General features: G+C 39.6%; 26 protein-coding genes. 22 read left to right on the top strand and 4 right to left on the bottom strand.

Annotation, left to right across the window (positions count from 1 at the left end):
• The first annotated feature begins 48 nt into the window (after positions 1-48).
• The gene (gene trxB / locus PLZ15_00740; GenBank protein HOI28254.1) at positions 49-999 is read left to right on the top strand and encodes a thioredoxin-disulfide reductase; all 951 of its coding nucleotides are present in this window, start codon (positions 49-51) and stop codon (positions 997-999) included.
• Between the two features lie 61 nt (positions 1000-1060).
• On the opposite strand, the gene PLZ15_00735 is transcribed toward trxB, so the two are convergent.
• On the bottom strand, positions 1061-1405 hold the full coding sequence (locus PLZ15_00735) for a hypothetical protein (protein HOI28253.1): 345 nt from the start codon (positions 1403-1405) through the stop codon (positions 1061-1063).
• Between the two features lie 189 nt (positions 1406-1594).
• Here PLZ15_00735 and PLZ15_00730 point away from each other — a divergent pair, with 189 nt between their 5' ends.
• From PLZ15_00730 to PLZ15_00685, 10 genes are all read left to right on the top strand, one after another.
• Positions 1595-2167: an RNA polymerase sigma factor gene (locus tag PLZ15_00730; GenBank protein HOI28252.1), complete on the top strand. Its 573-nt coding sequence runs from the start codon at positions 1595-1597 to the stop codon at positions 2165-2167.
• Complete coding sequence (locus PLZ15_00725; protein HOI28251.1) at positions 2164-2691, top strand: hypothetical protein; 528 nt, start codon at positions 2164-2166, stop codon at positions 2689-2691. The genes PLZ15_00730 and PLZ15_00725 overlap by 4 nt, the downstream gene beginning before the upstream one ends.
• Positions 2692-2812: 121 nt before the next feature.
• On the top strand, positions 2813-3721 hold the full coding sequence (gene era / locus PLZ15_00720) for a GTPase Era (protein HOI28250.1): 909 nt from the start codon (positions 2813-2815) through the stop codon (positions 3719-3721).
• On the top strand, positions 3714-4667 hold the full coding sequence (locus PLZ15_00715) for a DMT family transporter (protein HOI28249.1): 954 nt from the start codon (positions 3714-3716) through the stop codon (positions 4665-4667). Before era ends, PLZ15_00715 begins: the two co-directional genes overlap by 8 nt.
• A complete protein-coding gene (locus PLZ15_00710) occupies positions 4654-4926 on the top strand; it encodes an acylphosphatase (GenBank protein ID HOI28248.1) in 273 nt (90 codons plus the stop codon). The genes PLZ15_00715 and PLZ15_00710 overlap by 14 nt, the downstream gene beginning before the upstream one ends.
• Entirely contained in the window at positions 4923-5414 is a 492-nt protein-coding gene (gene ispF / locus PLZ15_00705; GenBank protein ID HOI28247.1) for a 2-C-methyl-D-erythritol 2,4-cyclodiphosphate synthase, read from the top strand. The genes PLZ15_00710 and ispF overlap by 4 nt, the downstream gene beginning before the upstream one ends.
• Positions 5414-6022, top strand: a complete 609-nt coding sequence (locus PLZ15_00700) for a DedA family protein (GenBank protein ID HOI28246.1) — start codon at positions 5414-5416, stop codon at positions 6020-6022. Before ispF ends, PLZ15_00700 begins: the two co-directional genes overlap by 1 nt.
• Positions 6019-7665 carry an apolipoprotein N-acyltransferase gene (gene lnt / locus PLZ15_00695; GenBank protein ID HOI28245.1) on the top strand — a complete coding sequence of 549 codons (1647 nt, stop codon included), beginning with the start codon at positions 6019-6021 and terminating at the stop codon, positions 7663-7665. Before PLZ15_00700 ends, lnt begins: the two co-directional genes overlap by 4 nt.
• Positions 7662-8693, top strand: a complete 1032-nt coding sequence (locus tag PLZ15_00690) for a GntG family PLP-dependent aldolase (GenBank protein HOI28244.1) — start codon at positions 7662-7664, stop codon at positions 8691-8693. The genes lnt and PLZ15_00690 overlap by 4 nt, the downstream gene beginning before the upstream one ends.
• Positions 8694-8713: 20 nt before the next feature.
• Positions 8714-9163, top strand: coding sequence for a thioesterase family protein (locus PLZ15_00685; GenBank protein ID HOI28243.1), 450 nt, complete (start codon positions 8714-8716; stop codon positions 9161-9163).
• Here PLZ15_00685 and PLZ15_00680 read toward each other — a convergent pair whose 3' ends face one another.
• Complete coding sequence (locus PLZ15_00680; GenBank protein ID HOI28242.1) at positions 9164-10294, bottom strand: heparan-alpha-glucosaminide N-acetyltransferase domain-containing protein; 1131 nt, start codon at positions 10292-10294, stop codon at positions 9164-9166. It lies immediately after the preceding gene.
• A gap of 128 nt (positions 10295-10422) precedes the next feature.
• Between PLZ15_00680 and PLZ15_00675 the strand changes: the two genes are divergently transcribed.
• The 11 genes from PLZ15_00675 (at position 10423) to PLZ15_00625 (ending at position 19332) form a co-directional block, all read left to right on the top strand.
• Positions 10423-11109, top strand: a complete 687-nt coding sequence (locus tag PLZ15_00675; protein ID HOI28241.1) for a ribonuclease H-like domain-containing protein — start codon at positions 10423-10425, stop codon at positions 11107-11109.
• Positions 11110-11154: 45 nt separating this feature from the next.
• Positions 11155-11766, top strand: a complete 612-nt coding sequence (locus tag PLZ15_00670; protein ID HOI28240.1) for a hypothetical protein — start codon at positions 11155-11157, stop codon at positions 11764-11766.
• 69 nt (positions 11767-11835) lie between these two features.
• Positions 11836-12384, top strand: coding sequence for a hypothetical protein (locus PLZ15_00665; protein ID HOI28239.1), 549 nt, complete (start codon positions 11836-11838; stop codon positions 12382-12384).
• A gap of 89 nt (positions 12385-12473) precedes the next feature.
• Positions 12474-13112: a molybdenum cofactor guanylyltransferase gene (locus tag PLZ15_00660; GenBank protein ID HOI28238.1), complete on the top strand. Its 639-nt coding sequence runs from the start codon at positions 12474-12476 to the stop codon at positions 13110-13112.
• Positions 13113-13301: 189 nt separating this feature from the next.
• The gene (locus tag PLZ15_00655) at positions 13302-13745 is read left to right on the top strand and encodes a MerR family transcriptional regulator (GenBank protein ID HOI28237.1); all 444 of its coding nucleotides are present in this window, start codon (positions 13302-13304) and stop codon (positions 13743-13745) included.
• A gap of 3 nt (positions 13746-13748) precedes the next feature.
• Positions 13749-15947 (top strand): molybdopterin-dependent oxidoreductase, encoded by a 2199-nt coding sequence (locus PLZ15_00650; protein ID HOI28236.1) that lies wholly within the window; start codon positions 13749-13751, stop codon positions 15945-15947.
• Position 15948: 1 nt separating this feature from the next.
• Positions 15949-16488, top strand: a complete 540-nt coding sequence (locus PLZ15_00645; GenBank protein HOI28235.1) for a 4Fe-4S dicluster domain-containing protein — start codon at positions 15949-15951, stop codon at positions 16486-16488.
• A 45-nt stretch (positions 16489-16533) separates the two neighbouring features.
• A complete protein-coding gene (nrfD, locus tag PLZ15_00640) occupies positions 16534-17478 on the top strand; it encodes a polysulfide reductase NrfD (protein HOI28234.1) in 945 nt (314 codons plus the stop codon).
• 11 nt (positions 17479-17489) lie between these two features.
• Positions 17490-18062: a YeeE/YedE thiosulfate transporter family protein gene (locus PLZ15_00635; protein HOI28233.1), complete on the top strand. Its 573-nt coding sequence runs from the start codon at positions 17490-17492 to the stop codon at positions 18060-18062.
• On the top strand, positions 18059-18664 hold the full coding sequence (locus tag PLZ15_00630; GenBank protein ID HOI28232.1) for a YeeE/YedE thiosulfate transporter family protein: 606 nt from the start codon (positions 18059-18061) through the stop codon (positions 18662-18664). The genes PLZ15_00635 and PLZ15_00630 overlap by 4 nt, the downstream gene beginning before the upstream one ends.
• Complete coding sequence (locus PLZ15_00625) at positions 18661-19332, top strand: rhodanese-like domain-containing protein (protein ID HOI28231.1); 672 nt, start codon at positions 18661-18663, stop codon at positions 19330-19332. Before PLZ15_00630 ends, PLZ15_00625 begins: the two co-directional genes overlap by 4 nt.
• Positions 19333-19397: 65 nt before the next feature.
• Here the strand turns inward: PLZ15_00625 and PLZ15_00620 are convergent, their stop codons facing one another.
• Complete coding sequence (locus PLZ15_00620; protein ID HOI28230.1) at positions 19398-19865, bottom strand: nucleoside-triphosphatase; 468 nt, start codon at positions 19863-19865, stop codon at positions 19398-19400.
• A complete protein-coding gene (locus PLZ15_00615; protein HOI28229.1) occupies positions 19858-20907 on the bottom strand; it encodes a hypothetical protein in 1050 nt (349 codons plus the stop codon). Before PLZ15_00615 ends, PLZ15_00620 begins: the two co-directional genes overlap by 8 nt.
• Between the last annotated feature and the right edge of the window lie 11 nt (positions 20908-20918).

Genomic DNA, 20918 nt, shown 5'->3' with positions numbered 1-20918 from the left:
ACTTAATTTTTAAAAAAGAATAAATTGCGTACAAAATCTGGAGATTAAATGTCGGAAAATCATCATAAAGTGATCATTATCGGATCCGGTCCGGCCGGATTAACAGCTGCTCTTTATACGGCAAGGGCTAATCTTAGTCCGGTTGTATTCGAAGGATTACAGCCCGGAGGTCAGTTAACAATTACAACCGAAGTCGAAAATTTTCCCGGATTTGAGCATGGTATTCAGGGACCGGAATTGATGGATGTTATGAGAAAGCAGGCACAAAGATTCGGTGCGAAATGCTTCTATAAGATTGTTGACGAAGTAGATATGTCCAAAAGACCTTTTACTGTAAAAGTTGGTGGCGAGGTATTTACATCTGACGCGCTTATAATTGCTACCGGTGCTTCCGCTAAACTTCTTAATATCGAAAGTGAAAAAGAGTTTATGGGTTACGGTGTATCTGCCTGTGCAACGTGCGACGGATTCTTTTATAAGGGTCTTAAAGTTCTTGTTGTTGGCGGGGGAGATACAGCGATGGAAGAAGCAACTTATCTTACAAGATTTGCCGAAGAAGTCTCCCTTGTTCATAGAAGAGATGAATTCAGAGCTTCGAAAATTATGACCGAACGCGCACATAAAAATCCTAAAATCAAATTCATCACAAATGCGGTTATTAAAGAGGTTTTAGGTAAAAATGAAAACGGCAGAAAATCTGTAACCGGTGCTCTGATACAGAATACCAAAGACGGTTCGACTTATGAAGTGAAAACCGACGGAATTTTTATTGCTATCGGTCATCAGCCTAATACGAAATTATTTGAAAGCAAACTTGATATGGATGAAACCGGCTACTTAAAAGTTAAACCGGGTTCTACATACACGAATGTTGAAGGTGTCTTTGCTGCGGGTGACGTGGCGGACAAAACATACAGACAAGCGGTTACAGCTGCCGGGTCCGGCTGCATGGCTGCTCTCGATGCCCAGCGATGGCTCGAAGAACATGAACTTGCTTAATTAAAAAAAGATTCCCGAAGACCTCTTCGGGAATCTTTTTAATCCTTACTTTACAGAATTTTTACTTATTCTCCTTTTCAAACTTCCTCTCGGCAAGGTAAGCCAGTACAAATCCGAGACCTGTAAATGAGATCATCAGGAATGGAACCCACTCTTCCACATATGTGTACTCTTTGATAAGGAGACCTACTCCCAGTCCTATTCCGAAAAACATTACAACAATTCCGACTTTAAGCCAGGTATAGGGATTTCTTTTTGATCGCAGGAATTCGATCATTTGTTCGTAAGACATTCCTTTTTCGATCATCATCTGTTTCTCTTTCGATTTGAAGTAGATATAAGTAACAGAAATTACTCCAATAATTAGAAACATTATAATCGGTATTAATATTTCTCCGTCGTGCATTTTATCCTCCGTGTTTATTTGTTACTTTTGACTAAAGAGTTATTTAACTGGTTACAAATTATTTCATTTTTTTTCTGATTTAACAAAAAGTTCTAATTCTCACTGATTTGGACAAATTATTAAGTATAAAAGGTTACAATATTTTTTTTAGTTTATTATGTAACCTTTAGGATTTGGGGCCTGTCTAAAATGCCGATGAAACACTTATCCGATATAGAAATCATTGAATCCGTTAACAGGGGTAATCATCAGGATTACTCTCTGTTGATAGACAGGTATAAGGACAAGGCGTTTTCCTTATTAAAAAGAATGTTGAAAAATGAAATGGATGCCGAAGAAGTGTTGCAGGATAGTTTCCTGAAAGCGTTCAATTCACTTAAGGATTTCAGGCAGGATGCTAAATTTTCAACTTGGTTCTACAAGATCGTTTTTAATAGTGCATTGACTGTCATTGCATCTAAAAAAAGAAAAATAGAACAGGAAATGAAATCGATTGACGAATCGTTCGACCCCGGTATATTTGATAATCAGATCTATTCAACAACTGAGAATGCAAGAGGGTATGTCCTGAAAATGGTAGATAAATTACCTCTGAGAAATGCAATTGTGACTATCTTATTTTATGTAGATGGATTATCTTTGAACGAAATAAGTCAGGTTATGGGTACGTCACTCGTTAATACAAAGGTTTTACTTCATAGATCCAGAAATGCTCTTAGAGATCTTCTCTTAAAGCATAATTATCAGGAGGAAATGTTATGAGCAATTTAACAGATGATATGCTGAATGATTATATCGATAATCAACTCGACTCAAACTCAGTCAATAAATTAAACCGTACGATAATTGAAGACCCTGATACTCTCAAGAAATTAAAGGCATTGAAATCAGTCGATCGTTCTTTGAGGGAAATTCCTGTTACTCCAGCTCCGGAAGGATTTACAGCTAAATTAATGAATAGAATTTTAGCTCATTCGAAATCTGTTGTGCCAAAAATTAATTACTTTTTTATTTCAATGATCAGTCTTCTCTCCGTTGCAATATTTGCCATAATGATAGTCGCGTTGTCTGTCATTGATAAACCGGCAGAAGGGTCGGGCAGACTTTCATTTTTGGATTATCTGCTTACTTGGCTGCGCGATAATACTCCAAAGCTGCTTGGATTTTTTACTAATAGTAATGTTACAACTATTGGACTGCTCCTTTCACTTATTCTTCTTACAAGCGGTTATTATGTTCTGGAATCGCATAAGGAATTTAAAAATAAGCTCAAGAATCTCTCCTGATAAATAACAATCTAAATACTTTAGACAGATTAACTTCTGGCGGGCAGGCGAGATAACCGGACGTTTGTCTTTCAGGAATACCTTCAATATTTTGCATGCCGGATAGAACAAATAAAGTGAAATGAATACCAGAGCCGGATTCGCTGCAATAATTGGAATGCCTAATGTCGGTAAATCGACACTTATGAATTCACTTATAGGTGAAAAACTCTCTATCACTACGAATAAACCTCAGACAACTCGAAAACGGATTTTAGGAATACTTTCGTCGGATCAATATCAGATCATTTTCCTGGATACTCCCGGAATCTTAAACCCAGAATATCTACTTCAGGAAAAAATGCTTCAGAATGTTCATGCGGCGGTTAAAGATGCCGATGTTATTCTGTTAATGATCGATGCTTCTTCGGACCCTGACGGGAAAAAAACTCTTTTGAATCCTGTTGTGTCTGCTCTGGTTAATGATGCCTCATTAAAAAAAATTCTTGTTATAAATAAAGTTGATCTTTCGGATCAGCCTTCTGTCTCGCAAATGATTCTAAGTTTTAATTCGACCGGATACTTCCAGAAAGTAATCCCTGCTTCCGCTGAGAAAAAATATAATCTCGAATCAATTATCGAATCAATTCTTGAATTTCTTCCGTTTCATCCTAAATATTTTCCGGATGATGAATTAAGCGATTCTAATCAGAGGTTTTTTGTCTCAGAGATTATCCGGGAAAAGATATTTGAACTTTTCAGGGATGAAATTCCGTACAGTACAGAAGTATTGATTGAGGAATTTATAGAGCGTTCCGAAAGCAAGGACTTTATCCGTGCGAGTATTATTGTAGAGAAGGATTCACAAAAACCGATTATAATCGGTGATAACGGATCCTCGATAAAAAGGCTCGGTAAGGTTGCCCGCTCTGCTGTCGAGGAATTTTTAGGTAAGGGAGTCTTTCTGGAACTCTTTGTAAAAGTACGCGAAAAATGGCGTTCAAATCCCTCTCTCCTTAAAAGCTTCGGTTATACTGAAAACAATGACTGATACAAATAATCCCCTGTATAAAAAATATTTCGGCGAGGGCGCTCTTCTTTTTATGACTATAATATGGGGCGGGACTTTCGTTCTAGTTAAAGAATCCCTGAACGATGTTTCACCTCTTCTTTTTATAGGAGTAAGATTCGGAATTGCAGCCCTTTTAATATCGGTTTACTTCATAGTTAAAAGGATCAGGATAGAACTCAGTTCCCTCCTTCCGGGAATATTTCTTGGTGCCCTTTTATTCTTCGGTTTTTTTCTTCAGACAAACGGTTTAAGGCTCACAACTGCATCGCGTTCCGGTTTCATTACTGGTTCGCTTGTTGTAATGGTTCCACTATTCCAGACAATCTTTGAAAGAAGGTTGCCAACAAAAGGGGCACAGCTTGGAACGCTGCTGGTTTTTATCGGCCTGTTGTTTCTTTCCAGCAGTGGAAGTTCATTAAGCGAATTTATAACCGACCTTGGTACTAATTTCAACACAGGTGATTGGTTAACGCTTGGATGCGCTGCTTTCTTTGCATTGCATGTAGTCTTCATCGATATCATTTCACCTAAATTTAAGTTTCGCGATCTGCTTCTTTTGCAGCTTGCTTCGGTTGCGCTCCTCAGCTTTCTTTTCTCCGGTCTTTTTTCGGCAACAGGAATTGAGAATATGAAATTTGAAATTACTTTAGATTCGGCAAGCGGAATTTTATATACATCACTATTGGCAACGCTCGTCAATTACGCAATTCAAACTAAATATCAGAAAGTCGTTAGCCCCACCAAAGCAGGAATAATTTATTCATTCGAACCGATATTTGCGGCTCTCTTCGCTTTCTTTTTACTGAGTGAAAAAATCACTAATTTTGGCTTCATCGGAAGCGGATTGATATTTTTAGGACTCGTTGTTGCCGAAGCTTTCGATAATCTCCTTGCCGGGAAAGAAAACAGGAATGGAAAGAGCTGAAATAATTGCGAACGGTCTGGTACAGGGAGTCGGCTTCAGATACTTTGTACTTCGGGCTGGAACGGAGCTGGGACTTAAAGGATACACACAAAATCTTTTTACCGGGGAGGTACTGACAGTTGTAGAAGGTGAGCGGTTTTTAATAGAAGAACTTTTTAATAAGATAAAAACCGGCCCCCGGTATGCTGATGTGAAAAATGTTTCGATTAAGTGGGGTACACATCAAAATGAATTTTCAACATTCGAGATAAGACATTGATCAATCCATTTAAAATCGGTTTCGGTTACGATGTACACAAGTTGGCGGAAAACAGAAAGCTTATTATCGGCGGAATTGAACTCGAGCATCCTAAAGGGCTTGACGGTCATTCCGACGCCGATGTCCTGCTTCATGCAATTTGCGATGCTCTCCTCGGGGCACTGGCCCTCGGTGATATCGGAAAACATTTCCCCAATACAGATCTGAAATTTAAAGACATAGACAGCAGGATTCTCCTCTTGAAAACTTACGATCTGATTAAGGATAACGGTTATATACTTGGAAATATAGATTCAACTGTTGTAATTCAGGAACCCAAAATTGCGCCTTATATTCCATCGATGCGTAAGGTGATAGCCGAAATTCTGAGCGCCGGTGTGGAACAGATTTCAATAAAAGCCACCACCTCGGAAGGACTCGGTTATGAAGGAAGAGGAGAAGGCGTCTCAGCATTTGCGATCGTACTTCTAATCAAAAAAGAAAATTAATGCTCCAGGAAATCATTTCTTATATAAGTACTCTCGATCCTGCTCTTATCTATTTTGCACTCTTTTTATTTTCATTCATAGAAAATATTTTTCCCCCCTCGCCAAGTGATCTTATTCTTGTTGTGGGGGCCGCTATTGTTGCAAATTCTCCGGCCGGTTTTTTACCTGTCCTTGTTCTTACTAGTATCGGCAGCGGATTAGGATTTATAGTAATGTACTATATCGGCGTATACTTGGGTGATAAACTTTTACGCAAAGGGAAACTGAAATTTATAAAACAGGAATCGCTCGATAAAGCTGATATCTGGTTTAATAAATACGGTTATAAAATAATTATTATCAACAGGTTTATTCCCGGAACCCGGGCAGTTATCAGCTTCTTCTGCGGTGTACATAAGCTGAAACCTCTGCCAACCTTTTTCTTTGCTGCAATGAGTTCATTATTGTGGAATTCGGCTCTCATCTGGCTCGGAATACTTCTGGGTAGAAATCTCGAACTGATCGATAGCTATCTTAACACATACTCGAATATTGTTTTAATAATTGTTGCTCTCGTTGCCTGTTATTTCATCTATAAATATTTTCGCAGGAAAAAAAGTACTAAATGAAATTATTTAAGAAAATAATCCGGACGCCTGAAGAGAGAAAGCAGATAAGAAATGACAGATTATTAGCATTGGCCAGCGGTATTTTGTTCGGTTTCTCTTTTCCCCCGTTTCCTTTCCCTTATACAATTTTTATTGCCCTGATACCATATTTCTATCTTATAACAAAAAGGGAAACACTTGCGGAAATTAACCGCATAACGTACCTAACTGCATTTGTCTATACACTTATTACTTTATACTGGGTGGGCAGCTGGACGAAAGAAGCGGATCCGTTCTTAATGATTTCAGGTGTTCTGCTTATGTTTGTTAATCCGGCAGTCTATTTAATCCCTTCAACACTGTTTTATCTGGCCGGCAGATTCTTAAATAAAAAAACTGCCCTTTATCTCTTTCCTTTCTTCTGGGTTTCCTTTGAATATGCTTATAGTCTTACTGATCTAAGGTTTCCCTGGCTTACACTTTCAAACAGTCTCCCAAAATTCAATCTTTTTATACAATCGGCGGATATAATCGGCGCATATGGTGTTTCACTACTCGTTCTTTATATAAATCTTTTATTATTCAGATCAATTCAAAATTATAGAGCAGAAAAAAAACTTAATGTGAAACTGCTTGTAATTACTATTCTTTTAATTATTGTACCGGTTCTCTACGGAATTATAAGAGTCAGCACATTTAAAATGCCTGAAGAGAAAATAAAAGTCGGATTAGTTCAGCCGGATCTAAACCCGTGGGACAAGTGGGAAGCGGGCAACGTAAGTCAGCAGCTCGACCTTTATCTTGATTTATCGCGGCAGGCCGTTAAGAAGAATGCAAAACTAATCATCTGGCCGGAATCCGCTCTTCCGGTTTATCTTCTGATCGGGAATTATTTCCCCGAGGTGAGCAGGATCCACAATTTTGCCGACTCAAACGACGTCTTTGTTTTAACAGGTATGCCCGATGCCAGTTACTTTTTTGATAAGGAGAAAGCACCTCCGGATGCTAAATTGTCGAAAGTGATCGACATGTATTATGTTTCATACAATTCAATTCTTCTGTTCACTCCGCAATCGCGTGAAATTCAGAAATACGGTAAGATGAAACTTGTCCCTTTCGGCGAGAAAGTCCCGTTTGTTGAGTCGCTGCCGTTTCTAGGTGATTTGATTAAATGGCAGGTCGGAATTTCCAGTTGGAATGAAGGACGCCAGCAGGTTGTGTTCGACCTGATAGAGGGTGTTCAATTGAAAGTTGGCGGTGTAATCTGCATTGAATCGATCTACCCGGATTTTGTTGCGGGGTTTGTTCAGAAAGGTGCCAACCTGCTGGCAGTTGTAACCAACGACAGCTGGTACGGATACTCAAGCGGTCCGTTTCAACACAAGGAGATTTCGGTACTAAGAGCAATTGAAAATAGACGCTACGTTGTTAGAGCCGCTAACGGCGGTATAAGTGCCATTATTGATCCCCTCGGTAGAACTGTAGCAAATACAAAACTATTCCAGAGGGATATGCTTGTTGGAGAAGTAGCATTAAATAATTCACTTACCCTCTATTCACGTTTTCCGCTTGCAGTTCCATTATCCGCCTCTCTAGTATCTATATTCGTAATATTCTATTCAACCATTAAGAAAATCTCAAACAAACTAAATAAACAGAAATGAAAATAATTGATCTTAGAAGCGACACTGTTACAAAACCTTCCGATGCAATGCGCAAAGCAATGTTCAATGCTGAAGTTGGCGACGATGTTTACAAAGAAGATCCCACAGTTAACGAACTCGAAAATTATGCCGCGCAGCTTCTCGGTAAAGAGGCGGCTCTTTATGTCCCGACAGGCGTAATGGGAAATCAAATCTGTCTTAATGTTCTTACACAGCCCGGCGACGAAGTAATCTGCGAAAAGAACGCTCATATTTTTCAGTATGAGTCAGGTTCGCCCGCACGATTAAGCGGTTTGCAGCTGAGTCTTGTTGACGGTGATAAAAAGGGAATATTCTCATCCGATCAGGTAGAGCCGCTGATACGCCCGACAAGCGCTTACTATATGGCCAGGACACGTGTAATCGAAATAGAAAACACGCACAACAGGGCCGGCGGTACAATTAATCCGATCGAAAATATAAGCGAACTTTCAAAACTTGCCAGGAAATATAATTTGTTTATTCACCTTGACGGTGCGCGAATCTGGAATGCATCCGTGGAAACAGGAATTAAACCTGCAGAGTACGCTTCGCATTTCGATTCTGTTTCATGCTGCCTGTCGAAAGGACTTGGCGCTCCCATCGGTTCAATCATTGCCGGTTCCAGAGAATTCATCAAAGAAGCTTTTGCTGTTAGAAAGGCCTGGGGTGGAGGTATGAGGCAGGTGGGTGTAATTGCATCTGCGGGTCTTTTCGCACTTAAGAATAATATTGAACGCCTCAAGGAAGATCATCAGAAAGCAAAACTTCTCTCCGAACGTCTCCAGGATATTAGCAGCGTAAACATTGATGCTGAACTTGTTGAAACAAACATCGTAATGTTTACACCTCTCGGTATGACGATAGAAGAATTCCAGTCTAAATGCAAAGCCGAGGGTTTGCTTCTTGGTACAGGTAAAGTTGGAGAGATTAGAGCAGTAACTCATATGGATGTCTCTGCAAAGGATATTGAAGCAGCAGCTCGGATTATTTCTAAAGTTTTAGGGTAATTATTAACCGGGAATAATGGATGGATAAAAGTTTATTTCAACACTCAATAACTGAAACAGTCAGATTTCATGAAGTTGACATTCTTGGAGTCTGTAATAATGCTGTTTATTTCAATTATTTTGAGGACGCCAGAATCAAATATGTCCAGGATCTAAAAAGAAATTTTCAGTTGAAGGAATTACTGGAAGGGAATTCTTTTTTTATAATGGTCCATAATAATTGTGATTACCTGGAACCCGCTTTTCTTGATGACGAACTGCGCATCCATACAAGAATCAGTTTTATAAAGAATACTAGTTTCGGATTCGAGCACCTTGTCGAAAAAATTTCTACGGGTAGGATTATTGCAAAAGGCGGGGGCGCAGTTGTTCATATTGATAAAGTAATCAGGCAGCCTCTTCCTATTCCTGATGAATTTTATGAAGCCGTAAAATCTTTTGAGAAGGGAGTAGATATTCTCAGGTCCTGATCAAGCAATAAAAAAGATAATTACACATACCGAAACAATAATTAAAACTCCGCGTGAAATTAAAACCGGGTACTTTATCTTCAAGTAACCCCATCCCTTGGCCAGGAATACCATAATAATAGCAAGTATGATGGTTATAACTGCAACCTCTAAAATTCCGAGCTCGGTTCCGAAAAAATCGATTATATTCTTTCCGTCCCAGAACTTCTTATATAATATTTTAAGGTGAAGCCAGTATACCAGAAGCGATTCGCGGCTTACATCCATTATAAAGGATGAGTAGTTCTCAAACCTGTTAATATAATACCAGAAAATTCCGAGCAACAAAAGTAAAACACCTAAACGCTGCAGGAAAAAAATGGGATTCGGTTTTATTTCAACAACTGATGACGGCAGAATAAAATCGAGCAGGAGATAGGAACCGATAAATAGGGCTGTGCCGTAAATGATTAAATATTTAGAAAACTTTTTCTCCCCGATCCCGATTCTAGCTTCAATATAAAGCTTTCCTATCAACGCACCTGTTAATATGAATGATAGCCACGGGAAAAGAGGAAAAAGAGAACCGTGAATCCGGTTGAAATAATTTGCGATACCAAGTGGAATTGTATTAGAAAAATCAGTCCCCCATGCGTATGGACCGAAAGCAAGTACAAATAGGTCCAGCAGAAGAACAGTAATGTAAAATCCTTTATCGTTTATTATTAATATCCTTAGCATCAAAAGTATAATCAGTCCGACCGCAATGCACTGAAGTATATCAACTTTTAAAAATTCCTGAAGCATATGGGGGTATTCAGGATTAGACAATTTTCTAAGCGACAAAAAAGACATATGAATTGAATACCCGGCAAGGAATACGAGCATCAGTCTTCCAAGCTTTTTCCAGAACTTCATTCCGAATTTCCTCAGTTCGTCCAGACCTTTCTGAAGAGAAAGAACGAATACCATTCCTGAAGAAAACGTAAAGGCCGGCGCTACAAGACCGTTTATGAAATTTAGGTATGAAAACCACCATGCAGATTTAATTTCACCGCTTATAAAAATATTGACTACGTGCACTTCTATCATTACAAGGAGCGCAAGTCCTTTCAGCATATCGATAAACTGTGCGCGGTTTTTCATCTCCATAAATTTTATCCCGATTATCGCCTGTCAAAATTAAAAAATATCCTGTGCCGCGCCACTAAAAAATTAGAGTGGAATTATGATGTAAATTTATTAGATTATAAATGAAATCAAATTCTATGGGGGCATAAATGAATTTGATCTGCGATATTGAAACTACCGGATACGACTTCGAAATCCTCTCCGAATCCCAGCAGGAATACCTTTTAAGATTTACCGGAAGCGAATCCGACCCTCTCAAAAAAGAATTCCAGACTGAAGAAACAAAACGCTATTTAAGCCTTTATCCGCTCACTGCTAAAGTTGTAGCGATAGGTTTGATGAATATTGAAACGGAAAAAACCACCGTACTCTTTGAAAGCGAGGATGAAGAAGAAATTTTAATTGAAGAAAAGGGAATTAAGTACAAACCTTTACCCGAAACCGGTATGCTGGAATATTTCTGGAATATAACGGCTAAATCAGAAAAAATTATAACTTTCAACGGAAGAAATTTCGATATCCCGTTTCTGATGATAAGGTCGGCTATGCTCAGTATAAAACCGTCCAGGAACCTTATGAAGTACAGGTACGATTCCAGAGAGCATATTGATCTTCTTGATCAGTTTACTTTTTTCGGGACAACAAGAAAATTCAATCTGGATTTTTACTGCAACGCGTTCGGTATCCAATCCCCAAAGTCAAAAGGAGTTACTGGAATGGAAGTTAAGGAACTCTATAAGGCCGGTCGCGTTAAAGAAATTGCTGTTTATTGCGGAGATGATGTTTACGCTACTTACAAGTTATATAAGATCTGGAATGAATACCTGAATTTATAAGACAACAAAAAAATGTATTGGCTTGGATCTGTTGCAATCATGGAAATGAAAAACGACAAATATCATTATTACAGGAATTACCAGATTGCCTTAGTTATTAGTCTGTTATTCATCATAATATTATTTAAAATTATACGGCAGAATAATATATATGAAATAGAAAATGTTTTACCTCCGGAGACAATTATTACCCTGGCTGATATACCGATTACCACTCAATCATTTTCCGGTTACAACGCATATACTCGTTTACCCTCAGTAGACCTGAGTTTCTTAGCAATTGATGATCCGCAGATCCTTCCCGATCTGGAATTTATTGATGAAGCCGGTATATCTAACGATAAGATTGCTTATGTCGCCGGGAATGAATATGAAGCCAACTCAAAACGAAATAATGCATTACTTTTCATTCCCCGACAGACTCTGGAAGTTATTCCTGAAAAAGTTGAAGATGCTGAAGGAATTGTGAAACTAAAAATTCTTATTGGTAAAGAGGGAATTCCACTTCGCCATGAAATTCTCTTTAACTCTACAAATAATCAAGTATGCGCAATTAATGTCCTCGCAGCAGTTTACAAATCGAGATGGAAACCAATCGAAATAGAAGACGAACCGATTGAGTTTTGGCTGGAGAAATCTTACACCTTTGGTAAATAATTCCGATTGATGATAAAGTTGAATTTATAAACCAGAAAAAGTAACTTCTAATCAAATTTTGGAGGCATCATGGATTTTTCTAAGATGATCAATTTTGTGGAATCTCACATCGATATTCTTACCAGATCGTATTATGAGCAATTATCTAAATCTGAATATATGACTACATATCAGAAACTCGACGAGGCTAAAGTAATTGCCCGTGAAGAACTTGTTTTCAAGAATTTTATTAAATGGCTCAAAAGCGGTGCCTCTAACGACGAAGCCGAAAAATATTTTGAGGTAATCGGCGCCGAAAGGTATAACGAAGGTTTTCCCCTCACAGAAATAAATTACGCTCTGTATATAACCAAGAAAGTCTTCTGGAGTACGATCGCATGGAAAAAGGAGTTATTTGAGGACTCGGATTTTCATCATCTTATTGAATGCATGACAATACTGAATAACTATTTCGACCTCGGAAGCTTTTACATTATACGCGGTTATGTCCATGAATTATTTGCCAAACTCGATATTTCGGATAAACTCACTCGCGAAGAAATTCACAAGATTCTTGTCAGGGGCTCATTCGACGAGGAGGATTTCGATAAGAGCGATTTCGTCTGGCGGCACGTTTAGTAATTAACCGGATTATAATAGAAAGGGGTGCCTGTTCGGTATCCCTTCTTTAACTGACCAAACACTTCCATAAAATATCTAAATAGTACATGCCGGTAGAAAAATTAAGAGATGATGTAACTGGAGTAATTCTTTCTGGCGGAAAGAGCAGCCGCATGGGAGTAAATAAATCGCTCCTTCTGATCGACAATATCCCTCTTATTCAAATTATTTATGAACGGATGAAGAAGGTCTTTTCCAGAATCATTATAAGTACAAATGAACCGGAACTGTATGATTTCTTAGATGCCGGTAAAGTAGAAGACACTTATAAAGGTTTCGGTCCCCTTGGCGGTATCCATTCATCTCTTAGCTTCAGCCGAACGGAACGTATCTTTGTCGTCTCCGCAGATATGCCTTTCCTGTTGCCCGATCTTTTCCGGTTTCTTCTAGATGTTAAATCTGAAGAAGAAATTGTAGTACCGGGAGCAGAAAACAGGATTCAATTCTTGTGCGGAATATACGGCCGCCGCCTCATCCCGATTGCTGAAAGTATATTATCTGCCAGCAGGGAGGCAATAGTGAATAATAAAGAACTGATCAGGTCTTCACTCAGCTTGTGGAATTTTGCTGAAAGAACCGGGTTTACTGTTGTTGATGTAAGTGAAAAGATTTTTTATATGAAGGACCTCTTCTTTAATATTAATACTCCTGAAGACTTTGAATATGTTAAAGAGAGATTAATTTAGGATCTCAAAAATCCATTTTTCCCCGTCTTAATAATGTCTGATCAGTTTTTCCCGATTTTTGCAAAAAAATCAATCCAAATTCTAAAAAATGAAATTCCCTCTCAAAAATCTCTAAATATTTTAATGAGATAGATATTTATTGCTGGCAGGAAAGTTGATATTTATAAATATCAACAAATTGAAGACAGCATGACCGAAATAAATATTGAACGAAACGAACCGGTTTTTCCGATCGGAACAGCCGCCAGGCTTCTCAACATTTCCGTTCATACATTAAGAATGTATGAAAGGGAGGGATTGTTCATTCCATTTAAAAAAGATTCTAATCAGAGATTGTTTTCCAAAGATGATATTTCGAGGATTGAATGCATCAGAAATGCCATCAATGAATTGAAAATATCGATCAATGGCATTAAGGCAATTTATTCAATGATTCCGTGCTGGGAGGTTGTCAAATGCTCGGAATCGGACCGGAAAAAATGTGAAGGTTATAACGGACATGGAAACCCGTGCTGGACTTATTCCCACCCCGGGACTCCCTGCGAAAATAAAAACTGCAGGGAATGCGAAGTCTATATTAATTATTCAGAATGCGGCAGGGTTAAAGAACTAATCAAATCGATTTCGAGGTAATAAATGAATTCTATTTCCCGTAGAAAATTTTTAAAGATTACTGGTTTCTCTGTCGGTGCCGCAGCAACTGTTTCGGCATTGAGTCCCATAATTAAAGGTTCGAAAAAAATTAACAGTGAAAGTGTAAAAGGGATTCAGAAAATCCCGACATACTGCGATATCTGTTTCTGGAAATGCGGTACTATTGCCTATTTGAAAGACGGACGTCTCTGGAAAGTTGAAGGCCATCCCGATGACCCTTTGAGCAGAGGCAGATTGTGTCCGCGTGGAACAGGTGGCATCGGCGCTCATTACGATCCCGACCGACTCCGCTCGCCTTTAATCCGTACCAGAGAAAGGGGAGAGGAAAAGTGGAAAGAGGTTACTTGGGATGAAGCCCTCGACTATATCGCCGGTAAAATGAAAAAACTAAAATCGGAGTACGGACCCGAAACTATGGCTTTCTTCTCGCACGGTATTGGTGCTAACTTCCTTAAACATATGTTAAAAGCTTACGGCGCAATTAATATGGCTGCGCCATCGTATGCTCAGTGCCGAGGACCGCGCGATGTCGGATTCGAACTGACTTTCGGCGATACCGTCGGTTCACCTGAACGGACCGATATTGAAAACTCTAAGTGTCTCGTTCTTATCGGATCTCATCTCGGCGAAAATATGCATAACTCCCAGGCGCAGGAATTTGCCATTGCCGTTGAAAAGGATGCTGCAATAATTGTTGTAGATCCGAGATTCTCCGTCGCTGCCTCTAAAGCTAAATATTATCTGCCTATTAAGCCCGGAACCGATATTGCTCTTCTTCTGGCCTGGATGAACGTTATTGTAAAAGAGAAATTATATGATGCGGATTATATTAAGAAATACGGATTCGGGTTTGAACAATTTGCTGCAGAAGTATCTCTGTATTCACCCGAATGGGCTTATACTGAAACCGGAATTGAAGCCGAATTAATCAGGACTACTGCCCGCGTTATGGCAGCTAATAAACCGGCTACACTTATCCATCCTGGAAGGCACGTAACATGGTACGGCGACGATGCACAGCGAAGCAGGGCAATTGCATTATTAAATGCTCTGTTAGGCTCCTGGGGAAGAAAGGGTGGTTTTTATTTCGCTTCCAATTATTCTATTCCACCATATTCATACCCTGAATACCCGGTCTCATCAAAAGAACCGCTCGACAATCCTGATAATAAATATCCGTTCGCTATTGAAGAGATTACAACCGGAATCCGCGAAGCAACGATTTCAGGAAAACCGTATCCTGTAAAAGGATGGTTTATATATGCCACAAATCTGTTCCATGCATTACCGAATGAAGAGGAAACAATTAAAGCTATTCAGAATCTGGACCTTATGGTTGTTGTCGATGTAATACCGAGCGAAATTGCCGGCTGGGCTGATGTTGTTCTGCCTGAATCAATTTATCTGGAAAGGTACGACGATCTTCATACCTCTACCTTCAAAGAGATATTCGTCGGGATCCGTCAACCCGTTATTGATTCACCTGCGGATCAGAAACCAAACTGGTGGATAGCCAAAAAACTTGCTGGTAAGCTCGGATTGGATAATTACTTCCCATGGAATCACATTGAAGAATATCTCGACTACAGGTTGAAAAATGCCGGATTGAGTCTTGAGCGGTTGAAGAAGGAGGGAATCATCCGCGGAGAAAAAATTCCTCTCTACATAGAAGACGGCATTGAACCCGAGTTTGCAACTCCTTCCGGTAAAATCGAATTTTACTCCACTCAGCTTGCTGATGCAGGATTCGATCCCGTTCCGAAATATTCCAGGCCCGAAGAACCGCCTCCTGGATTTTTCCGGCTTCTATTCGGCAGGGCGCCTGTCCATTCATTCAGCAGGACTCAATCGAACAGAATTCTGATGGATATGATGGACGAAAATGAAGTCTGGGTAAACTATGATATTGCTCAAAGGTATGGACTCTTGAACGGGCAATATGTAAAACTGAAAAATCAGGACGGTATTCTAAGCAACAAAATTAAAGTCAAATTAACCGAAAGGATCAGAACGGATTGCGTCTATATGGTTCACGGTTTCGGTCATAATTCTAAAATGCTAAAAGGGGCTTACGGTAAAGGTGCCAGCGATGCACAGTTAATAACCCGCTATAAAACAGATCCGATTATGGGAGGAACTGGGATGAACGTCAACTTCGTAACTTTTGAGATGGAGGTGTAATATGGCCCGATTCGGTATGGTGATAGATACAAAAAAATGCGTCGGCTGCATGGATTGTGTCGTTGCATGTAAAACTGAGAATAATGTTCCGGAAGGATATAACCGCGACTGGGTCGTGACAGTGGCTAACGGAAAATTTCCCGATATTCATATGGAAATCCAGTCGCAAAGATGTAATCATTGCGATAATACTCCGTGTGTCTCCTGCTGTCCCACGGGTGCAAGTCATGTTGAGGGATTCGGACAGGTTGTTCTTGTAACCCATGATATGTGCATCGGATGTAAAGCCTGTGTTGCTGCCTGTCCATACGATGCCCGGTTTATAAATCCGGAGGGGTATGCCGATAAATGTACATTCTGCATTCATCGAGTTGAAAAAGGGGAATTGCCAGCATGCGTTTCTGTATGCCCTACTCATTGCATGTACTTCGGAGATCTTGATGACCCGAACAGTGAAGTGAGCAGACTACTTACTTCGCGTAAGAATCATTCATTAATTCCTGAAGCCGGTACGAATCCGAGAATTTTTTATTTGACTTGATAAATTAAACTGTCTAATAACTGATTTTAATTAGGAGTGTCATCGATGCTAGAATTAACAAATACACGTTCAAATCCGCATATCGACCCGGTAATGAATGTTTGGGGATGGGAGATTCCTGTCTATCTGTTCCTCGGCGGCATGGTTGCCGGTATGATGATAATCTCCGGTTACTTTTTATTCAGCAAAAGATACCGGGATACCAGCTGTGCCTGTTATACTTTGCCGCTAATAAGTCTTATTCTTCTTAGTCTGGGTATGATTGCTCTTTTCCTCGATCTCGAACATAAATTATTTGTGTGGCGCCTCTATACTACTTTCCAATTTGCGTCACCAATGTCCTGGGGTGCATGGATTCTGGTTTTAGTCTACCCGGTAATAATCGCAAATCTTCTGATGGGTCCTCCCAAATTTATTGCTGATTTTTTCCCGAAGATAAACAAGGTTACTACATTCATTAATCAGCGTCCCCGGTTAATTCAGAATATCGGAGTTGCCAATATGCTGCTCGGCGGATTGCTGGGAGTCTATACCGGTGTTCTCTTAAGTACTATGGGTGCACGGCCTCTCTGGAATACTTCGATTCTCTGGGTTCTCTTTTTATTCTCTGGGCTTTCGGCTGCAGCGGCGTTTGTTCATATGATCGCAAAGAATGTAAACGAGAGAGAACTTCTGGCTAAAGCTGATAACGGATTTTTAACGATTGAAATTTTTGTAATCGCTCTGATGCTGATAGGACTATTGACTTCAACGCAGGTTCACATCGATTCGGCTAATCTTCTTATCAGCGGATCATATGCGCCGGTCTTCTGGGTATTCGTTGTAGGAATGGGAATAATCATTCCACTTTTCATTCAACTTCTCGCTGTTAATCATAAAATAAAACACACTCCGATTGCCCCTGTTATGGTAATTATCGGAGGATTGATATTAAGATTTGTAATAGTATCGGCCGGACAGTACAGTCATTGGCTTAATGCACATAATTAAGGGAGTAATAAATGCGTTCAATTACAGGGATTTTTTCCGGTAAGGAAGAATCTGTTCATGAAATAGTTCATGAACCGAAACCCTATTCAAATCCTTACCTTGTTGGTATTGGTTTAGGTCTGGTTCTGCTTGCTGCTTTTGTAATTATGGGAAGAGGATTGGGTGCTTCAGGAGCATTCTCCTCGCTACTTGCTGCAGGTGTTTCTCAGGTTGCGCCTGATCATGCCGCTTCGAATACTTATTATCAGGAATACATAGGAGACGGAACAATTAATCCGTTGAAAGACTGGCTCGTCTTCGAAGTCCTAGGTGTTTTCGTTGGCGGATTACTATCAGGTCTGCTTGCTCACAGAATTAAAATAAAAGTAGAAAAAGGGGATCGTATCTCAACACGCAACAGACTGATCTTTGCATTTATTGGAGGCGGTCTTATGGGATTCGGCGCTAAACTCGCACGAGGCTGCACAAGCGGACAGGCATTAACTGGCGGCGCTCTTCTTAATCTAGGGAGCTGGGTCTTTATGATGATGGTCTTTGCTGGCGCTTACGGTATGGCTTATTTTATGAGGAGGCAATGGACATGAACGCACCATTTTTTAAATTCGATCTCTTTTCACCCGACTTCAGTCTGGTTATTGCATTCATAATCGGAATCGGATTCGGTTTCGCTCTCGAAAGAGGAGGATTCGGAAATTCACGAATACTGGCTTCCCAATTCTATTTCACAGATATGCGGGTGCTTAAAGTAATGTTCAGCGCTATCGTAACGGCAATGCTTGGAGTCTTCTTTTTCGTTGCTTTCGGTTGGCTCGATCTTTCATTGGTCTATTTCACAGACACAAATCTTATCCCGCAGCTCGTTGGCGGTTTAATTCTCGGGGTTGGTTTCGTAGTAGGGGGTTATTGTCCCGGTACTTCATGTGTCTCGGCTGTTACCGGAAGAATTGACGGCGTTGTTTATCTGCTCGGTGTTATAGCTGGCATTTTTGTCTTTGCAGAATTATTCCCGATGATCGAGAATTTCTATTTTTCATCTGACATGGGTAGAGTTTTTCTGCCGGATTATCTCGGACTCTCATACGGTATGGTTGTCTTTCTAGTTGTTTTAATGGCTGTCGGGGCGTTCGCTGCTGCTGAATGGGGTGAAAAGAAAATGAGCGCTAAGAAGTCGGGAGGATTAAAATGAAATTTCTTGAATTTCTATTCAAACTTGATCTTAAAATAAAATTAGCCGCTGTGGCAGTCTTTCTGGGATTTACAGCATTTGTAATCTCGGATCCTTTCGAGAATTCGACTGCGAAAATTAATATGAAGGATCTTTCCTATATGGTTCAGAATGAAGTGGATCATGTTAATGTTGATGATCTGGCAGATTGGATAATTAAAGGGAAATCGGATTACCGGCTTGTAGATATCCGCTCTGAAAAAGAATTCGGAAATTATAATATACCGGGCTCTGAAAATATCCCGATCACCGGTCTTCTCGATGGTAATTTATCCCGCAACGAGAAGATAGTCCTCTATTCGGAAGGTGGGATACATTCGGCTCAGGCCTGGTTCTTATTGAAAGCAAAGGAATTTAAAAATGTCTACATTCTGAGAGGAGGACTCGACGAATGGAATGACTTAGTACTATTCCCCAAATTAAGTGCAAATGCTACGGAACAGGAAAAAGCCCGGTTCGAAATCTTATCGGCAATCAGCAGATATTTTGGAGGTGCTCCGCAGCTTGTTTCAGGTGAATCATCTACGGCAATCACCCTGCAGCCGGCAGTTCCAAGCGCGCCTAAAATTCAGGCGCCTGCTTCATCTTCACCCGGCGGTGCCAAGAAAAAAAAACGTGAAGGCTGTTAGTATTCTTGTTAAAAGTCTTATTGATTCCGGTTTATAACCGGGATAAGTTCTAAACTGCGCAATTGTTAAAATTGCGCAGTTTCAAATTCTTCGTACGAGGATATTTTATAGTGATCTAAAAAGCGGTGCAGAATCTTTTCTCTTACAACAATTATTATTCTCCCTTTGAAATTCACACAGTCAGTAAGGATCTTTGAAATAACCGGCTCAAGTCCTTTACCTTCCAGTTCGAGAGGACCCACTTCGTCAATAATCAACCAATTGGGATTTTTGTTATAGGATTCCATTAAGTTATTCCGGGCCCATTCCAGAGTAGATAAGTCGAATTTATAATCACCGATTATTATAGAATTGGCTTCGTTACCGCTCTCTAAAGCTTTAAGACTTCTTGAATCAATATGATAGACAAATCTTTTGTCGTCAATAACCGGCTGAAATATTCCACATACATTTTTCTTTGATGCGGCCCATTCCATTAACCGGGTTGTCTTTCCGCTTTTTACGCTTCCTGTATAGATAAAAATATTATTCATTGGGATTGATGTCTGTTGCCAGAAGAAGGAAAAGGGATTCACTCAGGAATATTCTGAATCTACGAATGCTTCCTTTCCCTGAAGATGATTTCCATGCGTAATTAATAATTTTTTTAAACTCAGGAAACAAGCCGGTCACAATATTTATCTCGGAAGCCCTTTCGTATTTATTCCGCTCAATAAATCTGTTGAACCACTTAACAACATACGGGGATAAAACCGAAAACCAGATAAATGTTATAATAATCGATCGAAGAATCATTATTAGAATTTCAAATCCTCTGTTATCTTCAAATCCGGGAGTTAAGTAAGACAATATCATAATAATTAATAGGAAGAGAATAAAAATTATCCGTGAAATTCTTTTTCTGACGATTTTCTTTTTCCGGTTTGTATCTTTGTCAAAAAGATCTTCAGCCAAATGGTTCTTATAATTCTGAGAAAGAATATGATTGCGGGTTTCGTTCAATTTCTCCGGTATTTTCGGTGCTTTCCATCCTACATAAATTCCGGCAATAACATGTATAAGTGAATAAAATCCTATCAGAAAAAATGAGAAACCAGCAGTTACATCAAAAATTTGAATATTCACCTGCAGGAGAATATAATTTACAAATTCATCGATTGCTTCCCAGAGTGTATTCCCGAATAAAATTGTAAGAATTACAAATTTCTGAAGAGCAGAAAACAGGAGAGCGAAAAATCCGAGCAGCAGCGCGGCAATTCTCTCGATCCTTATAAACGAAAATAACAGATATCCTAAAATCCCCTGCAGTGCAACAGCAAAATACGCAGCTAGAGGTGTATGAGGACTGATCAGCGCCTTGATTATTATTACTGTAACTGTAGCATGTAGAATTGACTTTTTACTAGTTGAATAATGTGCAATTAAAGTGATAAATAGAACCGCTGCCGCTCCAATAAACATTCCGGTAAGAGGAATCCGTAACGCATGAAGGATTCCGCCGAATGCGGCTTCACTGAATCCCCACAATGCTATTATCCTCTTTACATCTATCTGAATGCCGGGTGTGGCTTTCATAACAAACAATG

This window comes from Melioribacteraceae bacterium (assembly GCA_035362835.1).
In the GTDB taxonomy this organism is placed as follows: domain Bacteria; phylum Bacteroidota; class Ignavibacteria; order Ignavibacteriales; family Melioribacteraceae; genus DSXH01.
Note: the sequence above shows the minus strand (reverse complement) of the source record. Positions and strands in the feature narration are given on the sequence as shown.